20 protein-coding genes and 2 pseudogenes are annotated in these 22,044 nt (G+C 61.8%); 16 read left to right on the top strand and 6 right to left on the bottom strand.

The annotated features are described in order from the left end of the window. From GKZ92_RS19740 to GKZ92_RS19715, 6 genes and pseudogenes are all read left to right on the top strand, one after another. Entirely contained in the window at positions 1-1,005 is a 1,005-nt protein-coding gene (locus tag GKZ92_RS19740) for an MlaD family protein (protein WP_230461845.1), read from the top strand. Positions 1,006-1,031: 26 nt separating this feature from the next. Then, a complete protein-coding gene (locus GKZ92_RS19735) occupies positions 1,032-1,964 on the top strand; it encodes an MlaD family protein (RefSeq protein WP_006359626.1) in 933 nt (310 codons plus the stop codon). A 49-nt stretch (positions 1,965-2,013) separates the two neighbouring features. Further along, positions 2,014-2,700: a hypothetical protein gene (locus GKZ92_RS19730; protein ID WP_230461844.1), complete on the top strand. Its 687-nt coding sequence runs from the start codon at positions 2,014-2,016 to the stop codon at positions 2,698-2,700. 460 nt (positions 2,701-3,160) lie between these two features. Beyond that, entirely contained in the window at positions 3,161-3,442 is a 282-nt protein-coding gene (locus tag GKZ92_RS19725) for a transposase (protein WP_004023647.1), read from the top strand. A gap of 113 nt (positions 3,443-3,555) precedes the next feature. Further along, positions 3,556-3,726: an IS3 family transposase gene (locus tag GKZ92_RS19720; protein ID WP_155225535.1), complete on the top strand. Its 171-nt coding sequence runs from the start codon at positions 3,556-3,558 to the stop codon at positions 3,724-3,726. Between the two features lie 44 nt (positions 3,727-3,770). Further along, positions 3,771-4,100, top strand: a pseudogene (locus tag GKZ92_RS19715) (helix-turn-helix domain-containing protein); the annotation flags it as partial. Positions 4,101-4,135: 35 nt separating this feature from the next. Here the strand turns inward: GKZ92_RS19715 and GKZ92_RS19710 are convergent. Beyond that, positions 4,136-5,274 (bottom strand): IS3 family transposase gene (locus GKZ92_RS19710; RefSeq protein WP_085948638.1). Its coding sequence is split into 2 segments (ribosomal slippage): positions 4,136-5,004 and positions 5,004-5,274, totalling 1,140 coding nucleotides; the frame shifts between segments, so codons are not numbered across the junction. 81 nt (positions 5,275-5,355) lie between these two features. Here GKZ92_RS19710 and GKZ92_RS19705 point away from each other — a divergent pair. After that, positions 5,356-6,324: pseudogene (locus GKZ92_RS19705) on the top strand (Mu transposase domain-containing protein); the annotation flags it as partial. Positions 6,325-6,330: 6 nt separating this feature from the next. Then, positions 6,331-6,480: a hypothetical protein gene (locus GKZ92_RS19700; protein ID WP_230461843.1), complete on the top strand. Its 150-nt coding sequence runs from the start codon at positions 6,331-6,333 to the stop codon at positions 6,478-6,480. A gap of 9 nt (positions 6,481-6,489) precedes the next feature. Here GKZ92_RS19700 and GKZ92_RS19695 read toward each other — a convergent pair. After that, positions 6,490-7,655, bottom strand: a protein-coding gene (locus GKZ92_RS19695; protein WP_085948641.1) for an IS3 family transposase whose coding sequence is annotated in 2 segments (ribosomal slippage) — positions 6,490-7,368 and positions 7,371-7,655 — 1,164 coding nt in all. Because the reading frame shifts where the segments join, the coding sequence is not laid out codon by codon here. A gap of 197 nt (positions 7,656-7,852) precedes the next feature. Here GKZ92_RS19695 and GKZ92_RS19690 point away from each other — a divergent pair. After that, on the top strand, positions 7,853-8,377 hold the full coding sequence (locus tag GKZ92_RS19690; protein ID WP_196222016.1) for an integrase core domain-containing protein: 525 nt from the start codon (positions 7,853-7,855) through the stop codon (positions 8,375-8,377). A 267-nt stretch (positions 8,378-8,644) separates the two neighbouring features. Here GKZ92_RS19690 and GKZ92_RS19685 read toward each other — a convergent pair whose 3' ends face one another. Next, positions 8,645-11,749 (bottom strand): MMPL/RND family transporter, encoded by a 3,105-nt coding sequence (locus tag GKZ92_RS19685; RefSeq protein WP_240199397.1) that lies wholly within the window; start codon positions 11,747-11,749, stop codon positions 8,645-8,647. A 42-nt stretch (positions 11,750-11,791) separates the two neighbouring features. Next, on the bottom strand, positions 11,792-12,133 hold the full coding sequence (locus tag GKZ92_RS19680) for a DUF4873 domain-containing protein (protein WP_006361213.1): 342 nt from the start codon (positions 12,131-12,133) through the stop codon (positions 11,792-11,794). A 133-nt stretch (positions 12,134-12,266) separates the two neighbouring features. Here GKZ92_RS19680 and GKZ92_RS19675 point away from each other — a divergent pair, with 133 nt between their 5' ends. The 6 genes from GKZ92_RS19675 to GKZ92_RS19650 all read left to right on the top strand — a co-directional run bounded on the left by GKZ92_RS19675 (position 12,267) and on the right by GKZ92_RS19650 (position 18,649). Beyond that, complete coding sequence (locus tag GKZ92_RS19675) at positions 12,267-13,235, top strand: AurF N-oxygenase family protein (protein WP_006361212.1); 969 nt, start codon at positions 12,267-12,269, stop codon at positions 13,233-13,235. Positions 13,236-13,393: 158 nt separating this feature from the next. Further along, positions 13,394-14,917 (top strand): flavin-containing monooxygenase, encoded by a 1,524-nt coding sequence (locus tag GKZ92_RS19670; protein ID WP_006361211.1) that lies wholly within the window; start codon positions 13,394-13,396, stop codon positions 14,915-14,917. 39 nt (positions 14,918-14,956) lie between these two features. After that, on the top strand, positions 14,957-15,826 hold the full coding sequence (locus GKZ92_RS19665; RefSeq protein WP_006361210.1) for an SDR family NAD(P)-dependent oxidoreductase: 870 nt from the start codon (positions 14,957-14,959) through the stop codon (positions 15,824-15,826). Beyond that, positions 15,823-16,893, top strand: coding sequence for a ferredoxin--NADP reductase (locus tag GKZ92_RS19660; protein ID WP_035756060.1), 1,071 nt, complete (start codon positions 15,823-15,825; stop codon positions 16,891-16,893). Before GKZ92_RS19665 ends, GKZ92_RS19660 begins: the two co-directional genes overlap by 4 nt. A 4-nt stretch (positions 16,894-16,897) precedes the next feature. Next, positions 16,898-17,815, top strand: coding sequence for an alpha/beta fold hydrolase (locus tag GKZ92_RS19655; RefSeq protein ID WP_155225743.1), 918 nt, complete (start codon positions 16,898-16,900; stop codon positions 17,813-17,815). Positions 17,816-17,896: 81 nt separating this feature from the next. Next, on the top strand, positions 17,897-18,649 hold the full coding sequence (locus GKZ92_RS19650) for a TetR/AcrR family transcriptional regulator (RefSeq protein WP_155225532.1): 753 nt from the start codon (positions 17,897-17,899) through the stop codon (positions 18,647-18,649). 199 nt (positions 18,650-18,848) lie between these two features. On the opposite strand, the gene GKZ92_RS23970 is transcribed toward GKZ92_RS19650, so the two are convergent. Further along, complete coding sequence (locus tag GKZ92_RS23970) at positions 18,849-19,214, bottom strand: hypothetical protein (protein ID WP_316042977.1); 366 nt, start codon at positions 19,212-19,214, stop codon at positions 18,849-18,851. 246 nt (positions 19,215-19,460) lie between these two features. Here GKZ92_RS23970 and GKZ92_RS19640 point away from each other — a divergent pair, with 246 nt between their 5' ends. Then, on the top strand, positions 19,461-20,453 hold the full coding sequence (locus GKZ92_RS19640) for an IS481 family transposase (protein ID WP_035754036.1): 993 nt from the start codon (positions 19,461-19,463) through the stop codon (positions 20,451-20,453). A 411-nt stretch (positions 20,454-20,864) separates the two neighbouring features. On the opposite strand, the gene GKZ92_RS19635 is transcribed toward GKZ92_RS19640, so the two are convergent. Beyond that, positions 20,865-21,779: a metal-dependent hydrolase gene (locus GKZ92_RS19635; protein WP_006359124.1), complete on the bottom strand. Its 915-nt coding sequence runs from the start codon at positions 21,777-21,779 to the stop codon at positions 20,865-20,867. Between the last annotated feature and the right edge of the window lie 265 nt (positions 21,780-22,044).

Genomic DNA, 22,044 nt, shown 5'->3' with positions numbered 1-22,044 from the left:
ATGGTGATCGCACTGATGGCAGCGATGGTGTTCGTGACGTCGTGTGGGATCAACGCTGACAATCCGCCGACCATAGGAACCTCTGATGGCAACGGCTACGACATCCAGATGGAGTTCACCAGCGCACTCAATCTGCCGGCCCTCGCAAAAGTCCTCTCAGAGGGGCTCAGCGTCGGAACCGTCGAGAATGTCACGTACGAGAACGGGCATGCGGTCGTCAAAGCTCGCATCGATAACAAGACTCAGCTGCCGGCCGAATCGCGAGCCGAGCTGCGTCAGGACACTCTCCTTGGTGAGATCTACGTTTCCATCCTTCCCCCAGCCGAGCCGTCGACGGGTGCCTTGCTGCGGTCGGGTTCGGTGATCCCGCTGGCACGGACCGAGCCGGCAGCGAATGTCGAGGACGTCATGCGTGGGATGGCGAATGTTCTCGGCGGCGGTGAACTCGACAAGATCCACACCGCGATCTCGACATTGAACACCTCGTTCCCCAAGGATCCGCAGGAATTCGACGCCCTGTATCGGACAACGCTGGAGACCGTTTCGGAGGTCTCCTCGAACACTGACAAGCTCGACGTGGTGTTGAGGTCGGCTGATCGGACTCTGAAGGTGATTTTGGCTGATCCGTCGGGAATCGACCGGATGCTGGCTAAGGGCGGAACCAACTTCTATGGCCTCGGCTACTCCCTGATCGACGTCGCGTTACTCATCGCCAACTTGCGTACATTTGCTACGGCCGCGGGCAGGATCGTGGATCCGGAGTACTCACGCATCAAGGAGTCGGTGGCCGCGATCGCCCCGGTGATCGCGTCGATCGCCAACTCCGACATTTACTCGAAGTCCGTCACGGAGCAGGCAACGCGCGTCATCCGCGACAAACTCATTCCATTCGTGGGGTCGCCTGACATCAACCTCTCGGACATCTCCATCGATGGTCGGGACCTGGCGCGGCGTGACGCCGAATCGTTCATTACCGTGTTGAAATCGATCGGAATGATGCCGTGAACCGCAGCAGCAGCACGCTCATATCGATGGTGGCTTTGGCCGTCGTGTTCGTCGTAGGGCTCGGCTACCTCGTCGTCGGCGTGGCACGCGTCAACCCCACCCGCTCCGAGTACTCGTTAACCGCCTTCATCGACAGCTCAGGCGGTCTACTGGACACGTCGCCGGTGATGGTGCGGGGGATACCCGTCGGAAAGGTGGCCTCCATCAACGTCGTGGATTCGGCACTTAAGGTCGAGATGGCGATCGATTCCGATCACAAGATCCCCCAGGACAGCGTGATGTCGATCCTGAATCTGTCGATCGCGGGGGAACAGTACATCAACTTCGTGCCCGGGGGCACGGCCACCGGCGGGTACTTTGACAACGGAGACGTGGTGCCCGCTGAGGCGGTGCACGTGTCGCAATCGGTGCCCCAGGTGTTGCCGAAGATGGCTGCGGTGGCAGATGGGCTCGACCCGGCTTCGATCGAGTCCATCAACAAGACCGTCGCCGAGGCCGTCGCAGGACGGCAGGGAGACCTCGACATGATCGGCGACATGATGCACCGTCTAGTCGATTTCGTCGGCAAAGATGGGTCCGTCCGGGTGACCGCGGACAACGCCGAGTTCCTGCTCGGCCTCATGTCCAATGTCGGGGACGTCCTCAGTACGGCAGCTGTGCGTACCCCTGACGCCGTGAACGGATTGGCGCGAATTCAGCGGGCGTTCATCGAGTTCACAACCACCTCGTACGACAAGTGGCCTCCCGTGTTGAAGCTTGTGGACAAGCTCAGTGGCTATATCCAGATCCTGCAGCCTGATCTGGTGACGATCACCCGGGCGGTGAAACCGGCGACAGAGAAGGTCGCGGACACATACGTCGACTTCGGATCGATCGGCGACCTCCTCGCCCGAACCTTCCCGACGTCGCGACCAGGTCGCGCCGAGGTCCCCATCACCGTGTCGCAATCACCAAGATGACGGCTTGTCCGCAAGCGACTGTCACCAGCAAGTACACAGAAGGCCCCAGATGACAAATGACGAGCAGACCAGACCGCCTACTGAGGCCACTGAGGTCGAGGGCGGCGCGGCAGCAGCGACGACGGATGGCGATCTGCTGGTGGACGAGAACGCCAAAACCGCTTCCGTAGCCGCGACGGGGGTTGACGACAGCGACGTCGACTCCCCCTCGCCGAGTGGGCGTCGCTGGTCAGTATGGCCGCGATCACGTGCTGCCGTGGTCGTTTCGGCCGTGATCGTGGTGCTCGCTGTGCTCGTCGGCGTGTTCGCCTACCTCTACCTCGAGGCCGACGACGCGAAGTCGGTATTGGAAAACGACGCCGCGCAACGGGCTGCGGCGGCGGAGGCCGCCTCGGATTACACGACCAAGTCCCTGACCTACAGCTATCAGAACACCGACGCCTTTTTTGCGGCGGTCAAGGAGAACGCAGGTGAGGCGCTCGTCAAGCGTTACGACGAGGTTCGACCGACGCTGACGCAGATCATGCAGCAGGCCCAGGTGCAGGCGTCGGGACGCGTGCTGGCCACCAGCGTCACTGGTGAAACCGACGGCGAGTACACGGTGATGGTCTTCGCGAGCCAGAAGACGCAGAACGTGCAGAACCCGCAACCGAGTGAACTGCCGACGTTGTTGAAGGTGGTCGTGTCGAAAACGGCTGGGGGCTGGCAGATCCAGGACTATGGCCCAGCTGAATAAGACTGAGACTGCCTGCTCCGCAGAAGGAGTTCCCATGAAGAACACGATGCAGGACGGTCACCTTTGACGGTGACGTCGATTCTCCGCCACGTCGCGACCGAATGACGCCGTAAGACAAGGTGATCACCTACGGGCGGAAACGAACCGGCTCGAGCCGTACTGGTCCCTTGAGGGACGATGCGGGTCAACTGACCAATGCTCTTGGGTAGCACCGGTGTTGGCGACGATGACCGTGTCGCCACTTTGCTGTGGAACCTCTTGGAGGCGCGTACGCTGCAGTTCCGTTCAAGGTGCCGTCCTGCGCACCCTGAACGTTGCGGTTGTCTCAGCGTCCGACTTGAGCTCATCGGCGAACCACGCTGAGGACCGGCGGGCCATTGGCGTGTCCCCCGTGAACCGGTCCGGGTGGTTCTAGAGTCCTGATTGCCCCGTTGAGGGCGGAGAAGGGACGATGAGGATCATGGCGGGACGGAAGCGTCACTCGGCCGAGGACATCGTGCGCAAGTTGCGCCGAGCCGATGAACTGGCGGCGGAGGGCAAGAACGGCGAGGAGATCGCCGCCGACCTCGAGGTATCGGCGGCCACCTTGTACAACTGGCGCCGCCAGTACGGCGGCATGGACGCTGATGCTGCCAAAGAGCTCAAGGAGCTGCGCGAGCAGAACGGCCGGCTCAAGCGGCTGCTCGCCGACGCCGAGTTGGAGAAAGACGCGCTGCGGGAGATCGCCAAGGGAAAATTCTGAGCCCAACCGCCAAACGCGCCGCGATCGACATGCTCAAAGACGTGAAGAGCGTGTCAGAACGTATGGCGTGCAGGGTTGTTGGGCTCTCTCGGTCTGCCTACCGCCGTGTGCCGTTGGCGCAAACTCCGGCCGACCCGGACGCTGGCCTGCGTGCACAGCTACGCACCTACGCCCGCAAGCACCCTAGGCACGGGTTCCGGCGGGCGTGGGCACACCTGCGGTTCGACGACGGCATCGAGGTGAACAAGAAGAAGGTGCACCTGTTGACGACGCCTGAAAACTGACCCCCTGACGACGGGTGAATTTTGACCCCCGTCTTGTTAGGAGGGTGATTTCAGTGGAGCAGTGGGCGGAGATCCGCCGTTTGCATCGCAGCGAGGGTGTGCCGATCAAGGAGATCGCGCGTCGGTTGGGGGTGGCGCGAAATACGGTCCGGGCGGCGTTGGCCTCAGATACGGCCCCGAGCTACTCGCGGCCGTCGAAGGGGTCGGCGGTGGATGCGTTCGAACCGCAGATCCGCGCGTTGTTGCGGGAGTATCCGACGATGCCGGCGACGGTGATCGCACAGCGGATTGGGTGGTCGAGGTCGTTGACGGTCCTCAAGGATCGGGTGCGGGTGATTCGCCCGGAGTTCCGCGGGGTGGATCCCGCTGATCGGGTGATCTGAGGGGGACCCATTCGATGGTCCAGTCGCTATGCGGCTTGAGGTTGGTGGGTCGTGGTCCACTGTAGGGCGAACTCGGCGGGGGTGAGTCCGTGGTGGGCCGAATGGGGTCGGTTGGCGTTGTAGTCGATCCTCCAGTCTTCGATGATGACCCGGGCTTCGCGCAGGGAGTCAAAGCGCCAGGAGTTGAGCAGCTCGTCGCGCAGGCGGCCGTTGAACGATTCGATCCAGGCGTTCTGCCACGGGGAGCCGGGGTCGATGAATAGTGATCCGGTGCCGTTGAATCGGCACCAGTCGTTGACGGCGTGAGCGACGAATTCCGGTCCGTTGTCGAACCGCACGTAGCACGGTGGACCATGTATCAGGGCCAGGCGGTCGAGAACGTCAACCACGCCATCGGCGTTGATGACGCGGTCGACGTGGATCGCCAGGGCTTCGCGGGTGAACTCGTCGATCACGTTGAGCATTTTGATGGTTCGGCCGTCGGCGGTGGTGTCGAATTGGAAGTCCATCGCCCAGATCACGTTCGGCCGGATTGGGCACATCGCCCCAACCGCGGTCCCGATTCCGGTGAGCCGTTTCTTCCTGCGGCGCTGGGGAACTCGCAGCCCCTCCTCGCGCCACAGGCGGCGGATGCGTTTGTTGTTGACCGTGAAGCCCGCTTTGCGCGCGGCGATCGCGGCGCGTCGCCAGCCCCAGCGGGGCCGGTCGGTGGAAAACCCACGTAGCCAGGACCGCAGCTCGGCTTCCTCCGCGGTGATCGGCGCTGGGTGCAGTCGCATCGTGGAGCGGTGGATGCCCACCACAGCACATGCTCGCCGCTCAGATACCCCGAACCGCTCACGCAGCATCGTCACGGCGCTGCGCTTGCGGTTCGGGGTCAGAAGTTTCCCGACGAAATCTCCTTGAGCATGTCGATATCGAGGGCCTGGTTGGCGACCAACTTCTTGAGCCGAGCGTTCTCAGCTTCGAGTTCTTTGAGGCGTTTGACGTCATTGGCCTTCATGCCCCCGTACTGGGCCACCCAGCGATGCCAGGTCGACTCTGTGACCTCCAGATGCCGGCACACCTCAGCCAACTCCTGCCCGGTCCCGAGGAGCTTGTTGCCCTCGGCCAGCTTGCGGATGATCTGATCCGGCGTATGCCGCCGGCGCTTGCTACCTGCCATGTCGTCGTCGATTCTTCCTGCCCAAACACTCGGGCAACAGAGTCGCACAACAACTGGACCACTACGAAGGGCCCACCTCAGATCTATCAACCCGGCGGGTGCTCGCAATGGGATCTGTGGTTCCCCGACTACCGAATCCCGGTGGGCCACAACCAGTTGTCGATGTTGCCGGTGTTGGTGATGACGTTGGCGTTCTCCCGGTACCGCTCGGCGGTGATGATCCCCTCCCGCCAGGGCGGAGACATCCTCGCCGGGATGTGGTTGCTGCTGTCGCAGCTGGGTGCGGTGACCCGCAAGCTGGTGTGGGACCGCGAATCCGCGATCGGCGGCAAGGGCAAGCCCACGGCGCTGGCGGCAGGATTCGTGGGCAGTCTGGGCACTCGACTCGAGCTGGCACCACCGTGCGATCCCGAATACAAGGGCATGGTCGAACGCAACAACCGGTTCTTCGAGACCTCATTTCTGCCGGGCCGCCATTTCGCCTCGCCAGCCGACTTCACCGCCCAGTTCGATCGTTGGCTGGCCGATTACGCCAACACCCGGGTGGTGCGCTCGATTGGTGATCGACGCCCCTGTGACGTGCTCACCGAGGACCTGGCGCAGATGGCGACGCTGCCGCCGAGCGCACCACAAGTCGGGTTGAGCACTCGGGTGCGGCTGGGCCGCGACTACTACGTGCGCGTGGCCGGCAACGACTACTCGGTGCACCCCTCAGTGATCGGCCGGTTTGTCGACATCACCGCCGATCTACACCGGGTGCGGATCGCGTGCGGCGAGGTCACCGTCGCCGACCATGACCGCAGCTGGGCCAACCACGTCACCATCGCCGACGCACAGCACGTGCGGGCGGCTAAAGAATTGCGCCGCGACTACCGCAACCAACAGCTGCAGAACCGGGCCCGCAATGCCGCGCGCGTACGCACCCACCCCGACGGCCACGAGGTGCCCATCAGAGCGCTACCCGACTACGACGACCTGTTCGGGGTGCACTTCGCCACCCCGCCACCAGGCGGACTCACACCCACCGCATCCACTATCACTGAAGGATGAAACACCATGTCTGACAATTCGATCGGCAAACATATCGAGTTCGCCGCACGGGCGTTGAAGATGCCCACCATCCGCCGCTGCTGGGCCGAGCTGGCTGAGCGGGCACGCGCCGAGAACTGGACCCACGAGCAATGGGCCTGGTGCACGGATAGGTGACAGGGTTAGTCACGCGGCCTGAGGGGCCTCGTGGTTGATGATGGTCTCGAATTCAATGGGGGTCAATCTGCCGAGGCGGTCCTGTCGTCTGCGGCGGTGGTAGGTCCGTTCGATCCAGTGCACGATGGCGGCCCGGAGCTCGTCTCTGGTGGCCCAGGATCGACGGTCGAGGACGTTGTTCTGTAGCAGCGAGAAGAAGCTCTCCATCGCCGCGTTGTCACCACACGCACCGACCCTGCCCATGGACCCGAGCATGCCGTGCCGGGTGATGGCCTTCTGCATCTTCTTCGAACGAAATTGAGACCCTCTATCGCTGTGCAGAACGCAGCCGGCCACGTCCCCTCGCCTGGCGACAGCGCTGTTCAGGGCGGCCACGGCCAGGCGGGACTTCATTCTCGAGTCGATCGAGTACCCGACGATCCGGCCCGAGTAGACGTCCTTGATCGCGCACAGGTACAGCTTGCCCTCGGCCGTCCAGTGCTCGGTGATGTCGGTCAGCCACAGCTCGTTGGGGCCGGGCGCGGTGAAGTCTCTCTTGACGAGATCGTCGTGTACAGGCGGGCCGGCCTTGCGGTGCTTGCCGCGGCCTCTCTTGCTGATGGTGCTGGTCCAGCCGCCGGCGGAGCAGATCCGCCACGCCGTCCGCCGGCACATCTTCTCGCCTGCGGCTTCGGCCTCGTCGGCGAGGTAGCGGTAGCCGAACTCCGGGTCTTCGCGGTGGGCGTCGAACAGGGCGTTGGCCCGGTACGCCTCGGCGAGCTCGGCGTCGGTGATCGGGTTCTTGCGCCACCGGTAGTAGGGCTGGCGAGCGATCTTGAGTACCCGACACGCCACCGTGACGGGGATGCCGTCAGCGGCCAGCTCACTCACGAGCGGGTACCACCTTTTCCCGGCAGATTCGCTTGGGACAGGTACGCCGCCGCCCGGCGTAAGACCTCGTTCTCCTGTTCAAGCAGGCGCACACGCCGCTTGGCCTCGCGCAGCTCACGCGATTCGGCCGACGTGGTGCCGGGCTTGATCCCGGCCTCCACGTCGGCCTTGCGGATCCACTTGTTCAGGGTCATCGGGTGGATACCGAAGTCGGCAGCGATCTGTTCGAGAGTCACACCGTCTTCACGGTTCTGGGCGACGCGGACAACGTCGTCGCGGAACTCCTGGGGATAGGGCTTGGGCACAGCTGGCATCCTTCCAGGCCGCCCGGCAGGGCAAGCCAGATCAGATGTCACCTACTCGTGCACCAGCCCCAAATTCAACCGTCGATAAAGGGTCAGTTTTCAGCCGCCGTTGACAGCACCGGCTGTGGAAGGAGGAGGGCCTGCAAGTCCGGCGGGCGCCGCGGCGTAAACGGGCCGGGCAATCCTCGGTGCCGATCGTGGCAGCGGATGCACCGAAAGTGGTGTGGGCATTGGACTTTCAATTCGACTCGACCGTGGATGGCAAGAAGGTCAAGATCGCATCAATGGTCGATGAACACACCCGGATGTCGTTGCTCAACATCGTGGATCGCTCGATCACCGCCGACCGGTTGATCGAGGAACTGGAGAAGACATTCGCGATCTGGGGTGGCCCACCCATGGTGCTACGCATGGACAATGGCCCTGAGTTCATCTCAGAAGCCCTCCAGACGTTCTGTGCAGGGTCGGTAGGCATCTCCTACATTCCGCCCGGCACGCCGTGGAACAACGGGTTCATCGAGTCGTTCAACAACCGGTTGCGCGACGAGTGCCTGAACCGCAACTGCTGGCCCACCCTGCTCGAAGCCCGGGTGGTGATCGGCGACTTCAAAGACGACCACAACCACCGGCACCGCCATTCGGCGCTGGGCTACCAGACCCCGGCCGAGTACGCTGCCCGATGCACCCACCAGCACCACCCCGTGGGCTGCGAGATCGACTGACCGACAGCTAGAAGAAACCTGGCTCTAGAACTGCCTGGACCGGTTATCGGGGACCTGCCACCATCATCACTGATAGTTTCCTGGTGCCGTTGGTGGCAACCGGTCCCGCCGAGCATCGCACCCTGGATGTGGATCTTTCGTCGATTAGTCTGGTCGCCTGCGGTGGTGCGCCGGTGCGGCAAGTCGTTAATCGAGGGATTCGCCGACAGGTTCGTGCATGCAAATCCAAGCGTGGGGGATGACGGAAACCTCGCCGCTCGCCGCCGGTCAGTCGACCGTCACCCGGTGTCGCACCCGAAGCCCGCCCTCGGTGGAATCCGGCTCACCGGCCGGGCGGTGCACCCTCCCTGGCCACCAGCTCACCTCGCCGAACAATGCTGCCAGCGCAGGGACGACAATCGTGCGGACGAGAAAGGTGTCCAGGAGTAACCCGATACCGATGATGAAGCCGATCTGCACCATCACGTCGATCGATCCCAGCATGAGTCCGAACATGCTCGCCGCGAAGATCAAACCGGCCGAGGTGATGACCGAGCCGGTGTATGCGACGGTGCGTAGAACTCCGAGCCGGATATTGGCCACCGATTCCTCTCTGAGCCGGGAAACCAACAGCATGTTGTAGTCGGCCCCCACTGCCACTAGAACGATGAAAGACACCAGCGGGACCGGCCAGGCAATTTCATTGCCGAAAATGTGTTGCAGAACTAGGACACCGATGCCCAGAGCGGCTGCGTAGTTGAGAACGACAGTGGCCAGTAGATAGATCGGTGCGACGATCGCCCTGAGTAAGAGCATTAGGATCAGGCCGACTATCAGGATCGTTCCGAATCCGAGTAACTTGAAATCGTACGCCAGAAGTCGTTGGATGTCGGCGTTGATCGCCGGGAACCCGGCGACAGATGCGCGCGCACCCTGCAGCGTGGTGTTCGGCATGGCGTCCTCGGCCACCTTCGACAGACTGTTCGCCAACGTCATGGCATCCGCGGTATACGGATCGTAGGCGGTCTGCACTACAAAGCGAGCAGTCTTGCCATCCGGCGAGATGAACTGGCGCGCCACTTGGCTGAACTGTTGATCCTTGAACGCGTCGGCGGGTAGGTAGAACCCCGTTGCCGAGTCAGTGTTGCCGATGTCCCGGGCGGGCGCGCGTAGCTGGGCGGCCACTTGAGACAGGCCCGCCAGCAGCTGTACGTTGCTGTCCACCAATGCGCTCACACCGCCGGACAGCTGTCGGGCCCCGTCGGCGAGCGCTCGGACGCCCGTCTGGAGCTGTGACAACCGACTGCCGAGGTCCTGGCCGTTGATCGTCTGCAGAGCGGAGTCGAGGACGTTCAATGAGCTCTGCAACTGCGCGAGGTCCGCCGTTCCCGGGCCCTCGACTCCACCGAGCTGGGTAGCGAAGTCCGCGATACGACCGAGGGACTGGTTGTCGGCCAATGCGCGGATGTCCGAGGTCTGTGTCTGCAAGGCCGAACACTGCGGGATCTGGACGCACCAGGGAGCATCGAGTGCACTCAACGCCGGTGCGACGGCGTCGGCAGCCGACTGTGCTTGTCGTGCCACTCGAGACAGCTCGGGAGCTTGTTGGGAGAATTCATCAAGTGCGGGCGCCGCAGCAGCCAGCTGATCGACGAGCGGACGATACTGGCTGAGCTGCTCGCCGGCCGACGAGGCCTGCTCGAGCAACCCCGACAGCGGCGCGAGGTTGGTGGTGACCTGCTCGTTCAGCAGAGCAAGACCGTCGGCGAGTTGTGATGACCCGGTCTTTAGTAGGTCCAGGTCGCCCTTCCGTGACTGTGCGTCATCGGTCTGTTCGGTGATACCACTACCGATCTGGTCGTTCTGCCATGACAACTCAGCCTGCTCGAGCTTCTCGCCCGTCGGGCGGGTCACCCCGATGACGCGGGTGACGCCGGGCGTCTGCGCGACGCGCGACGCCATCTGTTCAAGATCGGCCAGTCCCTGGCCGGTGCGCATGTCTTCGTTCGACTCCACCAGAAGGAATTCGGAGATGATGGTGTCTTTGGGAAAGTGCCGGTTCAGCAGCGCGTATCCCTCGTTGCTTCCGGTGTCCGGCGGCTGACCTTCCCGATCGTCATAGGTGATTGTCATGGTGGTCGCGATGAGGCCGAGAGCGATCAGTGCCACCAGGCTCACCGCGAGCAGCGGGACCGGCCGCCGGATCACCCCCGTTCCCACCCGATGCCAGTACCGTCTGGTGAGGTCACGACGAGGTAGACCCGCGCCACGCTTTGCCGCGAACGACAGCACGGGGGGCAGCAAAGTGACGGTTGCCAGGAAGCCGAAGGCGATAGAGATCGCGCACGCCGGGCCGAGCGTGTTGAACACGCTGAGTTTGGCGAACGCCATCGCTAAGAAAGCAAAGGCAACTGTCGCTGCGGACGCGAGCACCACGCGACCGATCGTTGCGGTGGCGTTCGCAATGGCCACGTCAGGGGTATCGCCCGCCCGGATGCCCTCGTGATACCGGCTTATGAGGAATACGGAGTAGTCGACTCCGGCGCCGAAGATGATTACCGTCATGAACATCGAGGTGAATTGAGACACGGGCATGCCCAATTCGCCCAGACCCGAGAGCACCCCGCGGCCCACTGCCAGGCTCATGCCGACCACCAGCAGCGGCATGAGAGCGGTGAAGATCGATCGGTAGACGATCAGCAGGATCCCGGCGATCAACAGCACCGTGGCGAGCGTGATCACGACCAGATCGGTCTCACCCACCGCGAGCTGGTCGGTGAACGTGGCAGGTGGACCGGTCACCCGAACAATTGTGTCGGTACCACTGAAGATTTCGTTCGCGGTGTCACGGACCGCTTCCACGGCGTTGGCAGCGTCCGGTCCGCCCAACGTCCCGGTGACACCGATAGGCAGATACCACGCCTTCTTGTCTTTGCTCAGCGCCTGACTCTCCGTGAGCGGGTCGCCGAGCAGGTCGCGGACTGCGATGACGTGTTCCGTGTCCGCACGCAGTGCGGTCACCAATTCGTCATACCTGGCGCGGGTGGTGTCCGAGAAACCCCTGTCGTTCTCCATGGCGACGAAGACGGTGGTCTTGGCCCCCTTCTCATTGAACGCCTCACCCATCCGGTCGAGCGTCTGAAATGACGGTACGCCCGCGGGTATCGGGTCCACCGACTGCTGTCGGATCACGGACTCCAGCTGCGGGAATAGCACCGCTAAGCCGACCGCAACCACGACCCAGACCGACGCCACGAATCCCTTGCGCCGCAGCGTGAACCAGGCGACCTTTTCCAGTTGAGCGCTGTATTCACCGGTGCCGGCAGAACGCCTTGATGGACGGTTGTGAACGATCGACGACCTGGCCACGTACGAATTTCCTCTCGGACTCATTGGATTGGGGGAACGCCCCACAGGCGGCTCCGTGCGGGTCGGTCAGCTGTGATGTTCACTCTCTGCTATCGACTCCACGTCTTCGAGCGTGGTGGGGATGTGGTACGGCGGCCTGCTCGTGCCCGTAATGCGATAGCGGTCCCAGAAATCAGGATCGCCCACGACGCACTCGGCGCGGCCCTCTGGTGTCACGAAGACAGCAACCGTGCGCCTGCCCGCGAGGAGGGCGTCGAGCGCATCATTTTTGTCGATCCTGCCGTACCAGGTGTACAAGCCGTTGAGGGGCTGGAAATAGCCTTTGATTTTCACCCGGACAGCAATCTCCTTGCCGCGGCACACCAAGGTGCCCTCGCCGGAGTAGTCGAGATCGTGGTCGTCAGACACGTAAAGCTCACTTTCTTCACATCAAGCGTTGACAAAAGAACACACTGGCAGTGACACTAGCAGTATCGGGTACCCAGAGTATCGGGTATAGAGACGAGACTCAGCTCGGCCCGGAACACAACGGAGGTGTCACATGACCGTTCAGAATGTTGAGATCAAGCCCGACGTTTCGACGGAAGGGGTGTCGCGCGTCAGTGCCCGCAAGCCCGTCGACATGCAAAGGTCTGCCGGCCGACTCCTGCGGGCGGCGGCCGAAAAGTTCTACGACGCGGAGATCGACATCGATTGGGACTCGCCCTGGGAGGAGGGAAAGTACTTCCTGCCCGAGCATCGTGTCTCGCTCTACGGCACCAAGCTGTGGGAGAAAATGAGCGATGAGCAGAAGGTGGAACTCGGGCGCCATGAAATTGTCAGCATTCTCAGCTTCGGTATCTACGCAGAGAATCTGCTCAGCTCAGCGCTGCTCCGAATGTCTGCCAAAGGTGCCCTGACAGATCAAAGGGCCCTCTACGCCCTTAACGAGATCGGCGACGAGGCACGTCACTCGACGATGTTTGCCCGGTTGATCAACAAGACGGGACTGGCGCCGTACAAGTTGCCGAAGGGATTCTTGGGCTTCGCGAAGATTCTGCATTTTGTGCCTCTCGGCCCGTCTGTATCCGGCGCGACATTGCTCATCGAAGAGATACTCGACCGCGCTCAGCGTGAGGCGATGAATGACCCGAAAATGCAGCCGCAGCTGCGCCAGCTCATGAAGATCCACGTTCTCGAAGAGGCCCGCCACATCACCTTCGCGCGGCTGGAAATGGTGGAGGGGATGCAGCGTCGCGGACGCATCTCGCGCGCTTGGCATCGAGGCACGCTGGCGGTCATTGCGAACTTTGCGTACCCGTTGCTCATCAATCCGAAGGTGTACCCCGCTGTCGGAATCAACCGTCTGCGCGGGCTGTGGGCGCAGCAGACGAGCCCGAACTATCGCGTCAATTTGCAGTTCATGTCCGAGCCTATGATCCGGTTCTTCCACGAGGCCGGGATGATGGAGGGGAAATTCACGATGGCGATGTGGCGCGCAACGCGCAGCCTGCCCGACGATCTGCGCTAACACCCTCAGCCTGGCCCCCTCGGCCACTCGCCAACCCTCGACCCCACGTTCGGATGTCTCCGTTCGCGGGCTCGGGTGGATGACATTCTCACACCTGCGACGCGTTCCCGCGCCGTGCAGGTCCGTCTGCTGTATTTGATCAGGGAGCTTTTCACTCAATGCCGTCCTCCAACACCAAGCGCGCGGCGCGCGCCGCCACGGCGACAGACCCGGGAATAGCCGAGCCTATAATCACCAAGGTACTCATCATCGGCAGCGGATTTTCTGGGCTCGGTATGGCCGTGCAGCTCCGCCGGCGCGGGTATAGCGATTTCATCGTGCTGGAAAAGGCCGACTCTGTCGGTGGAACCTGGCGCGACAACACCTATCCAGGATGCGCATGCGACGTGCCGTCACTGATGTACTCCTACTCGTTCGAGAGCCGCGGTAGTTGGTCGAAGGTGTGGTCTTCGCAGCCCGAAATCGAGCAGTACCTGAAAGAGATCTCCGACAAGCGTGGTGTCACTCAGAAGATCCATTTTGGGCAGAAGTTGGTCTCCGGATACTGGAGCGAGTCCGAATCTCGGTGGCACCTGCGTACCGAGTCGGGCCGGGAGTACATCGCGCAGTACGTCGTGTCCGGTGTCGGCGCTCTGCACATCCCGAACTATCCGAACATCCCCGGAATCGATGAGTTCGCCGGCCAGGCATTCCATTCGGCAAAGTGGGACCACACGGTGGATCTCCAGGGCAAGCGGGTGGCCGTCATTGGCACCGGTGCCAGCGCGATTCAGTTCGTGCCATTCGTGCAGAAGGAGGCCGGCACACTCACGGTCTTCCAGCGAACCCCGGCTTGGGTACTTCCACGCAAGAACTTCGCGGTGCCGACGGCACTTCGGACCGTGCTCAGCAAGATCCCTATCACACGCCGCCTCGCTCGGTGGTCGGTCTACTGGGGCGCAGAGAGCCTGGCCTTCGGGCTCAACGGCCACTCCAACCTTATGCGACCAATCGAAAAAGTGGCGAAATGGAACATCGAGCGTTCTATCGCCGACCCTGAGCTACGCAGAAAGCTGATGCCGTCCTACCGCATCGGATGCAAACGCATCCTGGGATCGAACGACTACTACCCTGCACTCGCCGCGCCCAACACGACAGTGATCAGTGATCGGATTGAAAAGGTCACCGCGGATTCTATCGTCACCGCTGACGGCGTGTCACATCCTGTAGATGTGATCATTTACGCCACAGGGTTCCATGTCACAGACGGATTCGATCAACTCGCGCTCAAGGGCGCCCGGGGCGAAGACTTGCCGTCGCACTGGCACCGGACGGGCATCAACACCCACCTCGGCATCACCACCGAGGGCTTCCCGAACCTGTTCTTCCTGCTCGGGCCCAACACAGGTCTTGGACACAACTCTGTCGTATTCATGATCGAGCAGCAGATCAAGTACATCATGAAGGCCATCGACGCCGTCGACAGTCGCGGAGCGCAGCGTGTAGATGTGCGGCCCGAGGTTCAAGAACACTTCAACAAGAACATTCAGCACAAGCTCGCCAAGGGGGTATGGACCAACGGCGGGTGTACGAGCTGGTATCTGGACTCGCAGGGTGTCAACCGTACGGTGTGGCCCGGGTTCACCTGGCAGTACTGGCGAGCGACGAAGGACTTCAAGCCCGCCGAGTACGAGATCGCCTGACAACCCAGCCGTAGGTCATCGAGAAGTGAGTATTCAACAGTGAGTAGTTCGACAACAGATAACTATGCGAACCAGGTCGCAGTCGTCACGGGAGCCGCCTCAGGGATCGGCCGGTCCCTTGCGCTTCAACTTGCCGCACGCGGGGCCAGCCTTTCCTTGTCCGACGTCGACGAGGTGCATCTCGCGGAGACGGCGGCTATGTGCCGTACCGCGCATCGGGCGAAAGTCGAGACCGCCGTGTTGGACGTGGCAGATCGTGCTGCCTTCCAGGATTACGCCGAAAGCGTCCAGTCATCTTTCGGGTGCGTGAACATGGTGTTCAACAACGCCGGCGTCGCCCTCGGCGCCGACGTTGTTGACATGTCTTGGGAGGACTTTGACTGGCTGATGGGTATCAATTTCGGCGGTGTCGTCAATGGGACGAAGGCCTTCCTGCCTTATCTGATCGCCTCCGGTGATGGTCATCTGGTGAATACCTCCAGCGTCTTCGGTCTGGTCGGTATTCCCAGTCAAAGTGCTTACAACGCCGCCAAGTTCGGTGTGCGTGGCTTCACCGAAGCGCTTCGCCAAGAGATGAAGATCAGTCGGCATCCGGTCACAGTGACATGCGTTCACCCCGGCGGCGTCAAGACAAATATCGTCAATAACGCTCGGGGTGTATCCGATATGGGGGCAGATACCGCCACCATTGCCACAATGTTCAACAGCATCGCCAGGACCACTCCGGAGAAAGCGGCGTCCACCATCCTCAAGGGAATGGACAAGAAGAAGCCCCGAGTGCTGATCGGCGCAGACGCACGGGGCTTCGACTTTGTCGCACGCGTTGTGGGTCCGCGCTACCAGGACATCTCTGCGCCTATCACCCGCGCGGGCTACGCCTTCGCTCGCAAGCGGGGAATCATCAAATGACCGTCGAGCAGGAGAATCGGCCGGGCACCACCGCGCGATCGCGGACGCTGACCGTGTCGGAGGTCGTGCAAGAGACCAAGGACTCGGTGAGCATCGCCTTCGAAGTGCCTGACGAGATCGTCGACGATTTCAAGCATCTACCCGGGCAGTTCATTACGCTGAAGATCCCGTCCGACCAGACGGGCCACGTCGCACGATGCTATTCGCTGAGCAGTTCACCTCATGTCGATGACTTCCGCCTCGAGATCGGGGTGAAGCGCACCGCTGGGGGATACGCGTCAAACTGGTTGTGCGACAACGTCTCCGTCGGCATGGAAATGACCGTACTGACGCCGTCGGGAAAGTTTACCGCTAAGAGCCTCGACGTCGACATGCTTTTCTTCGCCGGCGGAAGCGGCATCACGCCGATCCTGTCGCTGGTGAAGTCGGCACTGGTGTCGGGCAGTGGGGAAGTCGTCCTGTTCTACGCGAACCTTGACGCCGATTCGATCATGTACGAGCGCCAGCTTCAGCAGATCAGATCCGAATTCCCCGAGCGGTTCACTTTGGTCGACTGGCTTGAGTCGGAGAACGGGATCCCCACATCCGAGGCTGTCGAGAAGATTATTCGTGATCACAAGGGATCGGTGATCTTCACCTGCGGCCCTTCCCCCTTCATGGATCTGGTGGAAAGGTCTGCCACCGCGTGTGGAGTGGACCATTCGGATGTACATCGGGAGGTGTTCCAGTCGCTGGCGGGTGACCCGTTCGACACCGCCACACTGCGTCGACTCAGTGACGATGAGGGTGTAGCTACCGCCACGGTTTACCTCAACGGAGAGTGCATCACCACGGAGTGGCCACGTAACACGCCGCTGCTCGATGTGCTGCTCTCACGAGGGCACAACGCCCCGTACTCGTGTCGAGAGGGCGCATGCAGCGCGTGTGTGTGCAAGCTCATCGAGGGTGATGTCGACATGGTGCAGAACAACATCCTCGTCGACGATGACATTGAGGACGGTGAGCGACTCGCGTGCCAGGCACTTCCGCTCACCGACGCTGTGACGGTGAGCTTCGATGACCTCTGACTCGATGACCTCTGACTCTTCGGGAGCTGGCCTGTTGTCGCCGCGGTCGCGGGAGGTTCTCTCTAGTGACGGCACAAGGCTGTTCGTTGAGGAGTACGGGCTGGGTGATGATGCGCCGCTGTTGGTGTTCAGCCACGGGTGGGCTTGCCAGGGTCGGTTCTGGAGACCTCAGATCGAACACTTCGCCAACACACACCGTGTGGTGGTATATGACCAACGAGGACATGGCTGGAGTGACCGGGGTCGCGCCCCCTTCTCTTCGTCGTTGCTCGGCGACGATCTCGAGGCGGTCTTGCGCGCGGTCGTCACGTCGAGTCGTAAGGCCTTGGTGTCCGGTCACAGTATGGGCGGGATGTCCATCATGGGTTGGGCTGCCGAGCACCCGGAGTCGGTGCCCCTCCTAGCCCGTGGTGCCGTCTTGGCGAGCACTGGACCCTCCCAGTTGGTTAGCCGATCGACGTTAATAAGGTCGCCACGTCGACTCCGCGCCACACTGGAGCGAGCCTTCGCAGCCGGGCTCGCCATCGCGGGACCGGAGATGCTTGACACTCGTTTCAACCGACGGTTGGTAAAATACGGGACGATGGGCCCGCACGCGTCGGCCGACGTTGTAGCGGAGTGTTCCGACATAGTGCTGCGTTGCCCCCCTGCGGTGCGGGGAATGTGGGGCAAGGTCCTGGCCTCCATCGACGTCAGCAAAGGAGTCGACTCACTTGCGGTGCCGACGACAGTGATCGTGGGCTCTGCCGACAAGTTGACACCCGAGGTTCATTCCACTGATCTCGCCGAACGCCTGCAGCAGCGCGGTCGGTTGCACGATTTCGTGGTGTTGCCGCAGATCGGTCACATGATCAACATGGAGGCACCGAACGATTTCAACGAAGCAGCGGCGCGATTGGACGCAGCCACGGTAGAAAGTTGACTCCTGAACCGTATCTATGACCGAATGCACATGAGCTGATGATCGCTTGGGGGAGGGACTTCCGGTATTGTTACTCCTAGAATGTCAGTCGTCCGCCGAGTTTCCTCCGCGCCATCTCAGGTGCAGCGCCGGGTGATGGATGCCCGTAGCACTCGTTGGGATGAACACCGAGTCGCGGTACGCGCACAGCTGGTCGACGCGGCCATCCGGATCATCGAACGCTATGGCGCAAGCGTCAGCATGGACGACATCGCTGCGGAGGCCGGCGTATCTAAGCCGAAGCTGTACCGCTACTTCGGCGACAAAGCGGGCTTGAACGGGGCGGTGGCGGCAAAACTCGGTGCGTTGATGTGGGAGTCGGCGCAAGTCACAATCTTTGCTGAGCAAGATCATGCGTCTGTTGACGATATGATTCGCTCGTCGGTCCAGTCCTACGTCGCGCTGGTTGGGAAACACCCCGTGGTCGTCAGGTTCCTTATGGCGAATCACTTGTTTCAGTACTCCGGATCGGGAGATGGCGGAGTTGCTGACCAACTGAGGTCGGTGATGGAGGCCGTCGCCGACCGGTTCACTGAAAGTCTGCAGCGTGTTCACGCAGATGCCTCGATCATTCCCTTGGCCGTGGCGTCCATTCTGGGTGCTGGACTATCGGCGACTCAGTGGTGGATCGACAACGGTCGTGAGCAAGGGGTAGACGACAAGTTCTTCGCCGCACACCTATCGGAGACAACGTGGGGAATAATCAACGGCGCGGCCGCAACCGTAGGCGTTGCCTTCTCACCTGATCTGCCATTTAGCCATCCCGGTTTCGCGTCCCGCCTCGAGATGAACTGACCCGCGTTTGCAGCTAGTTGCTGGCCCAGTGTGCCGCTGGCTCTGGATGTAATTCCGCCGCCGGCACCCCCGGTACGCAGCCATCGGACTACTCACGCCACAAGCTTTTCCCTCTTCGCCGAGGCGCCCCTGCACGTCAGCGAACTCGACGAGTAATCCTTTCATGGCACTGCATTAGAGTGAATGTCGGCGGTCACTGTCAGGCTTGCACGACTCGCCTGCCGAGGAACCCGACATATGCGACCACCCCAATCAAACCGTAAACGCGGGACCGGCTGTTGGAGAGGGCGAGGCCGATCAGGGTCTCACTTGCACCATTCGCGTAAGTCCATTCACGCGTGTTCTCGGGAAATGCAAGCTTGGTGATCGATTCAAAAGCCTGCGGAACAACAAAGTGCGCCAACCCTGTTCCCGCCATTCCCAAACCGATCAATTTCGGCAACACCGACGTCGTCGCCTTTCCGGTCTTGTAGGCGGTTTTCGCTGTCACCACCGCCGGACTCCTAGACGCAACGGCCGCAGCCACATGCGTTGCCTTCGACTTCTGCTTTTCAGCAATTTTCAATTGCCGCACCTTTCGTCGCAATCATAATCTGAGCCCAGCCGGAATTGCGGCCGATCCACACCCGACGTGACCGCTCGGGTGTCAGTAATCTAAAACCCCCCGCCCACCCCGGTGGGCTAGCTGTACTGCCCAGGCAGGTTGGTTGAGGGATTGCGACGACACGCGGTAGTGGGTCGTTGAACAGCGAAGGTCTCCCGTCGTGAAGTGGAGCTGCTACGACACACACTTCACAACCGGGAGACCTTCGTGGTTCACGCTAACGCACCTTTGACCCCCAAGGGCCGACTACTGCTGGCCCGTCGCATCGTCGATGACGGCTGGCCCATCGTCAGGGCAGCCGAACACTTCAACGTTTCGTGGCCGACCGCCAAACGCTGGGCCACTCGCTATGTCGAGATGGGCCCAGAGGGCATGTACGACCGCTCGAGTCGTCCTCATCGCAGTCCGAACCGCACCCCCGAGCCGATCAAACGCAAGATCGTGGCCCTGCGGTGGCGTCAGCGCCTCTCACCCCAGGCGATCGGCTCCCGACTGTCGATGCCGGCCTCGACCGTGCACGCGGTGCTGGTCCGATGCCGGCTCAACCGGCTCTCCCACATCGACATCCGCACTGGGGAAGTGATCCGCCGCTACGAGCACCCTCATCCGGGCTCGATGATCCACGTCGACGTCAAGAAACTCGGCAACATCCCCGTCGGTGGCGGCTGGCGGTTCGTCGGACGCGCCAAAGGACGCAAGAATCGGCAGGCCACGCCGGGAACCCGCCGGAGCAAGCACCACAACGAACTACTCGGACATGCCTTCGTGCACACCGTCATCGACGATCACTCTCGCGTCGCCTATGCCGAGATCCATGACGACGAAACCGCTGTCACCGCAGCCGGAGTCCTTCAGCGAGCCGTGGGCTGGTTCGCGGCCCGCGGCGTCACTGTCGAACGAGTCTTGTCCGACAACGGTGGCTGCTACCGCTCAGCGTTGTGGAAGCGCACCTGCACCGAGCTCGGAGTCACGGCGAAGTACACACGCCCCTACCGGCCGCAAACCAACGGCAAGATCGAACGGTTCCACCGGACCATGGCCGCCGAATGGGCTTTCGCCCGGCACTACCGGTCCGAACAAGCCCGACGCGCAGCGTTGCCAGGATGGTTGCACACCTACAATCACCACCGGCAACACTCCGCCATCGGCCGGAACGTTCCCTTCAGCCGCTTGACCAACGTCCCTGGGCAGTACAGCTAGCCCACCACCAGCGCGATTCAGACCTCCCTTTTCAGTGCGGCCTCGTTGAATCCAGAGGAGTGAATCGCCCGGCTTGAAAAGCTCGATTAGGCGGTATCCGGCTTCTGCTGGGACCGGATTTCACGATGGTCGGTGATCGTCGGGTTCGACCAGTAGGCGGTCTCGGATTCGATGGGTGGACGTTCGATCTTGCCGCGTAGGCGGCGATGGTTGAGTCATTCGATGCTAAGTGCTCCGGCCCCGGGAAGGCCCCATAAGAGACGAAACCCTGATCCCGTCCATGCCCGACTTCAACCCTCCCGTGCCATCAGGAAATAGCCAGCCAGTGAGGTTATCTCGATCAACGAGCACCCGACGATTTCGCCGAGAAGATGGTTTCCTTGCCGTGTTGACCCGAAAGGAGGCCTCAGCTCAGCGCCGCTTGCTTGCACCAACAAGGTGGTCCGCCAAAATACCTTGGTCACCGAACAGCTCCGATCCCCAGGTCTCGAGCAAGTGCACTGTGGGGTTGTCGCTGGGATGGAACCCGCGCCGTGTGTAGGTTCCCAACTCACGCAACACATCTCGGTTTATCCACGGGTTGGTGCGCATAGCCGCCACGCTGCGTAGAACACGAGCGGGGTTGTACGTGGCGCGATCGGTGAGCATCGACGCCAGCGTGGACACGGTCACGAGCCCCAGGAACGTGATGTGGATGCCACGCATCGTGCCAATACGCAGAGCTTCACTGCCACCGATGGCTCGGTAGACGTCGAACGCCACCGCTTTGTGCTCGACCTCCTCGTAGGCGTGCCACAGCAAAAGCCCTCGCATTTCGTCCGAGGTGAGCAGACTGCGCGCCTCAGGATTCGTGAGAAGCAGAGAGGCCAGGGTCGCCGTGTAATGCTCGAGGCCTGCGGTCATGGCCAACGAATATTTATGTGGCGCATGGCGATAGATCATCGCCAACGCCCGCTTGGTGAGGCGGTCATTGAGCCTTGTGGGGTAACCCATCTCCTGGAGACGCTCGTTGATCTCTCGGTGCTCGCGTCCGTGTGTCGCCTCTTGGCCGATGAACCCGTCGACTTGAGCCCGCAACGTCGGATCGGTGATCTCATCCTTGTAGTACTTGACTGACCGGATGAAAAAGTCCTCGCCTTCGGGGAAGACGGACGACAGCATGGATACGACGTGACTCATTATCAGGTCGTCGGAGACATAGTGCCGGTTCATAGCGCCCTGCGGATAGGAGAACTTTATCCGCCGCGCACGTATGGGCGTCCCCGCCTTGGTGTCGGCCACCCCCGCGTCGTCGACGGACGAAATAGCGCGTTCGTTCCCGTTCATGCTGACCTCCGGTCGTGCCGCGAACCAGAGTATGTGTTGGCGGTCACAAGTATATCCGAGTATCGGTCTGCATGGACGTGTTGTCAATGGTCGAGCAGCCCCATTCAGCCCCGAAGTGAGTACCGCGCGGGGGGCGCTCAGGCAGGCCCCTCGGCTTTACCTACGCCCGTCCACCTACGCCCGGACCCCCGATCGGGCGATCCCGATGCCAGATCTGCACGCTGCGTTGCAGGCAATGCGCGCGGACATCGCCTGTGGAGAGGAG

Source organism: Gordonia sp. 135, assembly GCF_009720185.1.
Classification (GTDB): Bacteria; Actinomycetota; Actinomycetes; order Mycobacteriales; family Mycobacteriaceae; genus Gordonia; species Gordonia alkanivorans.
This window is presented reverse-complemented; position numbering and strand designations above follow the sequence as displayed.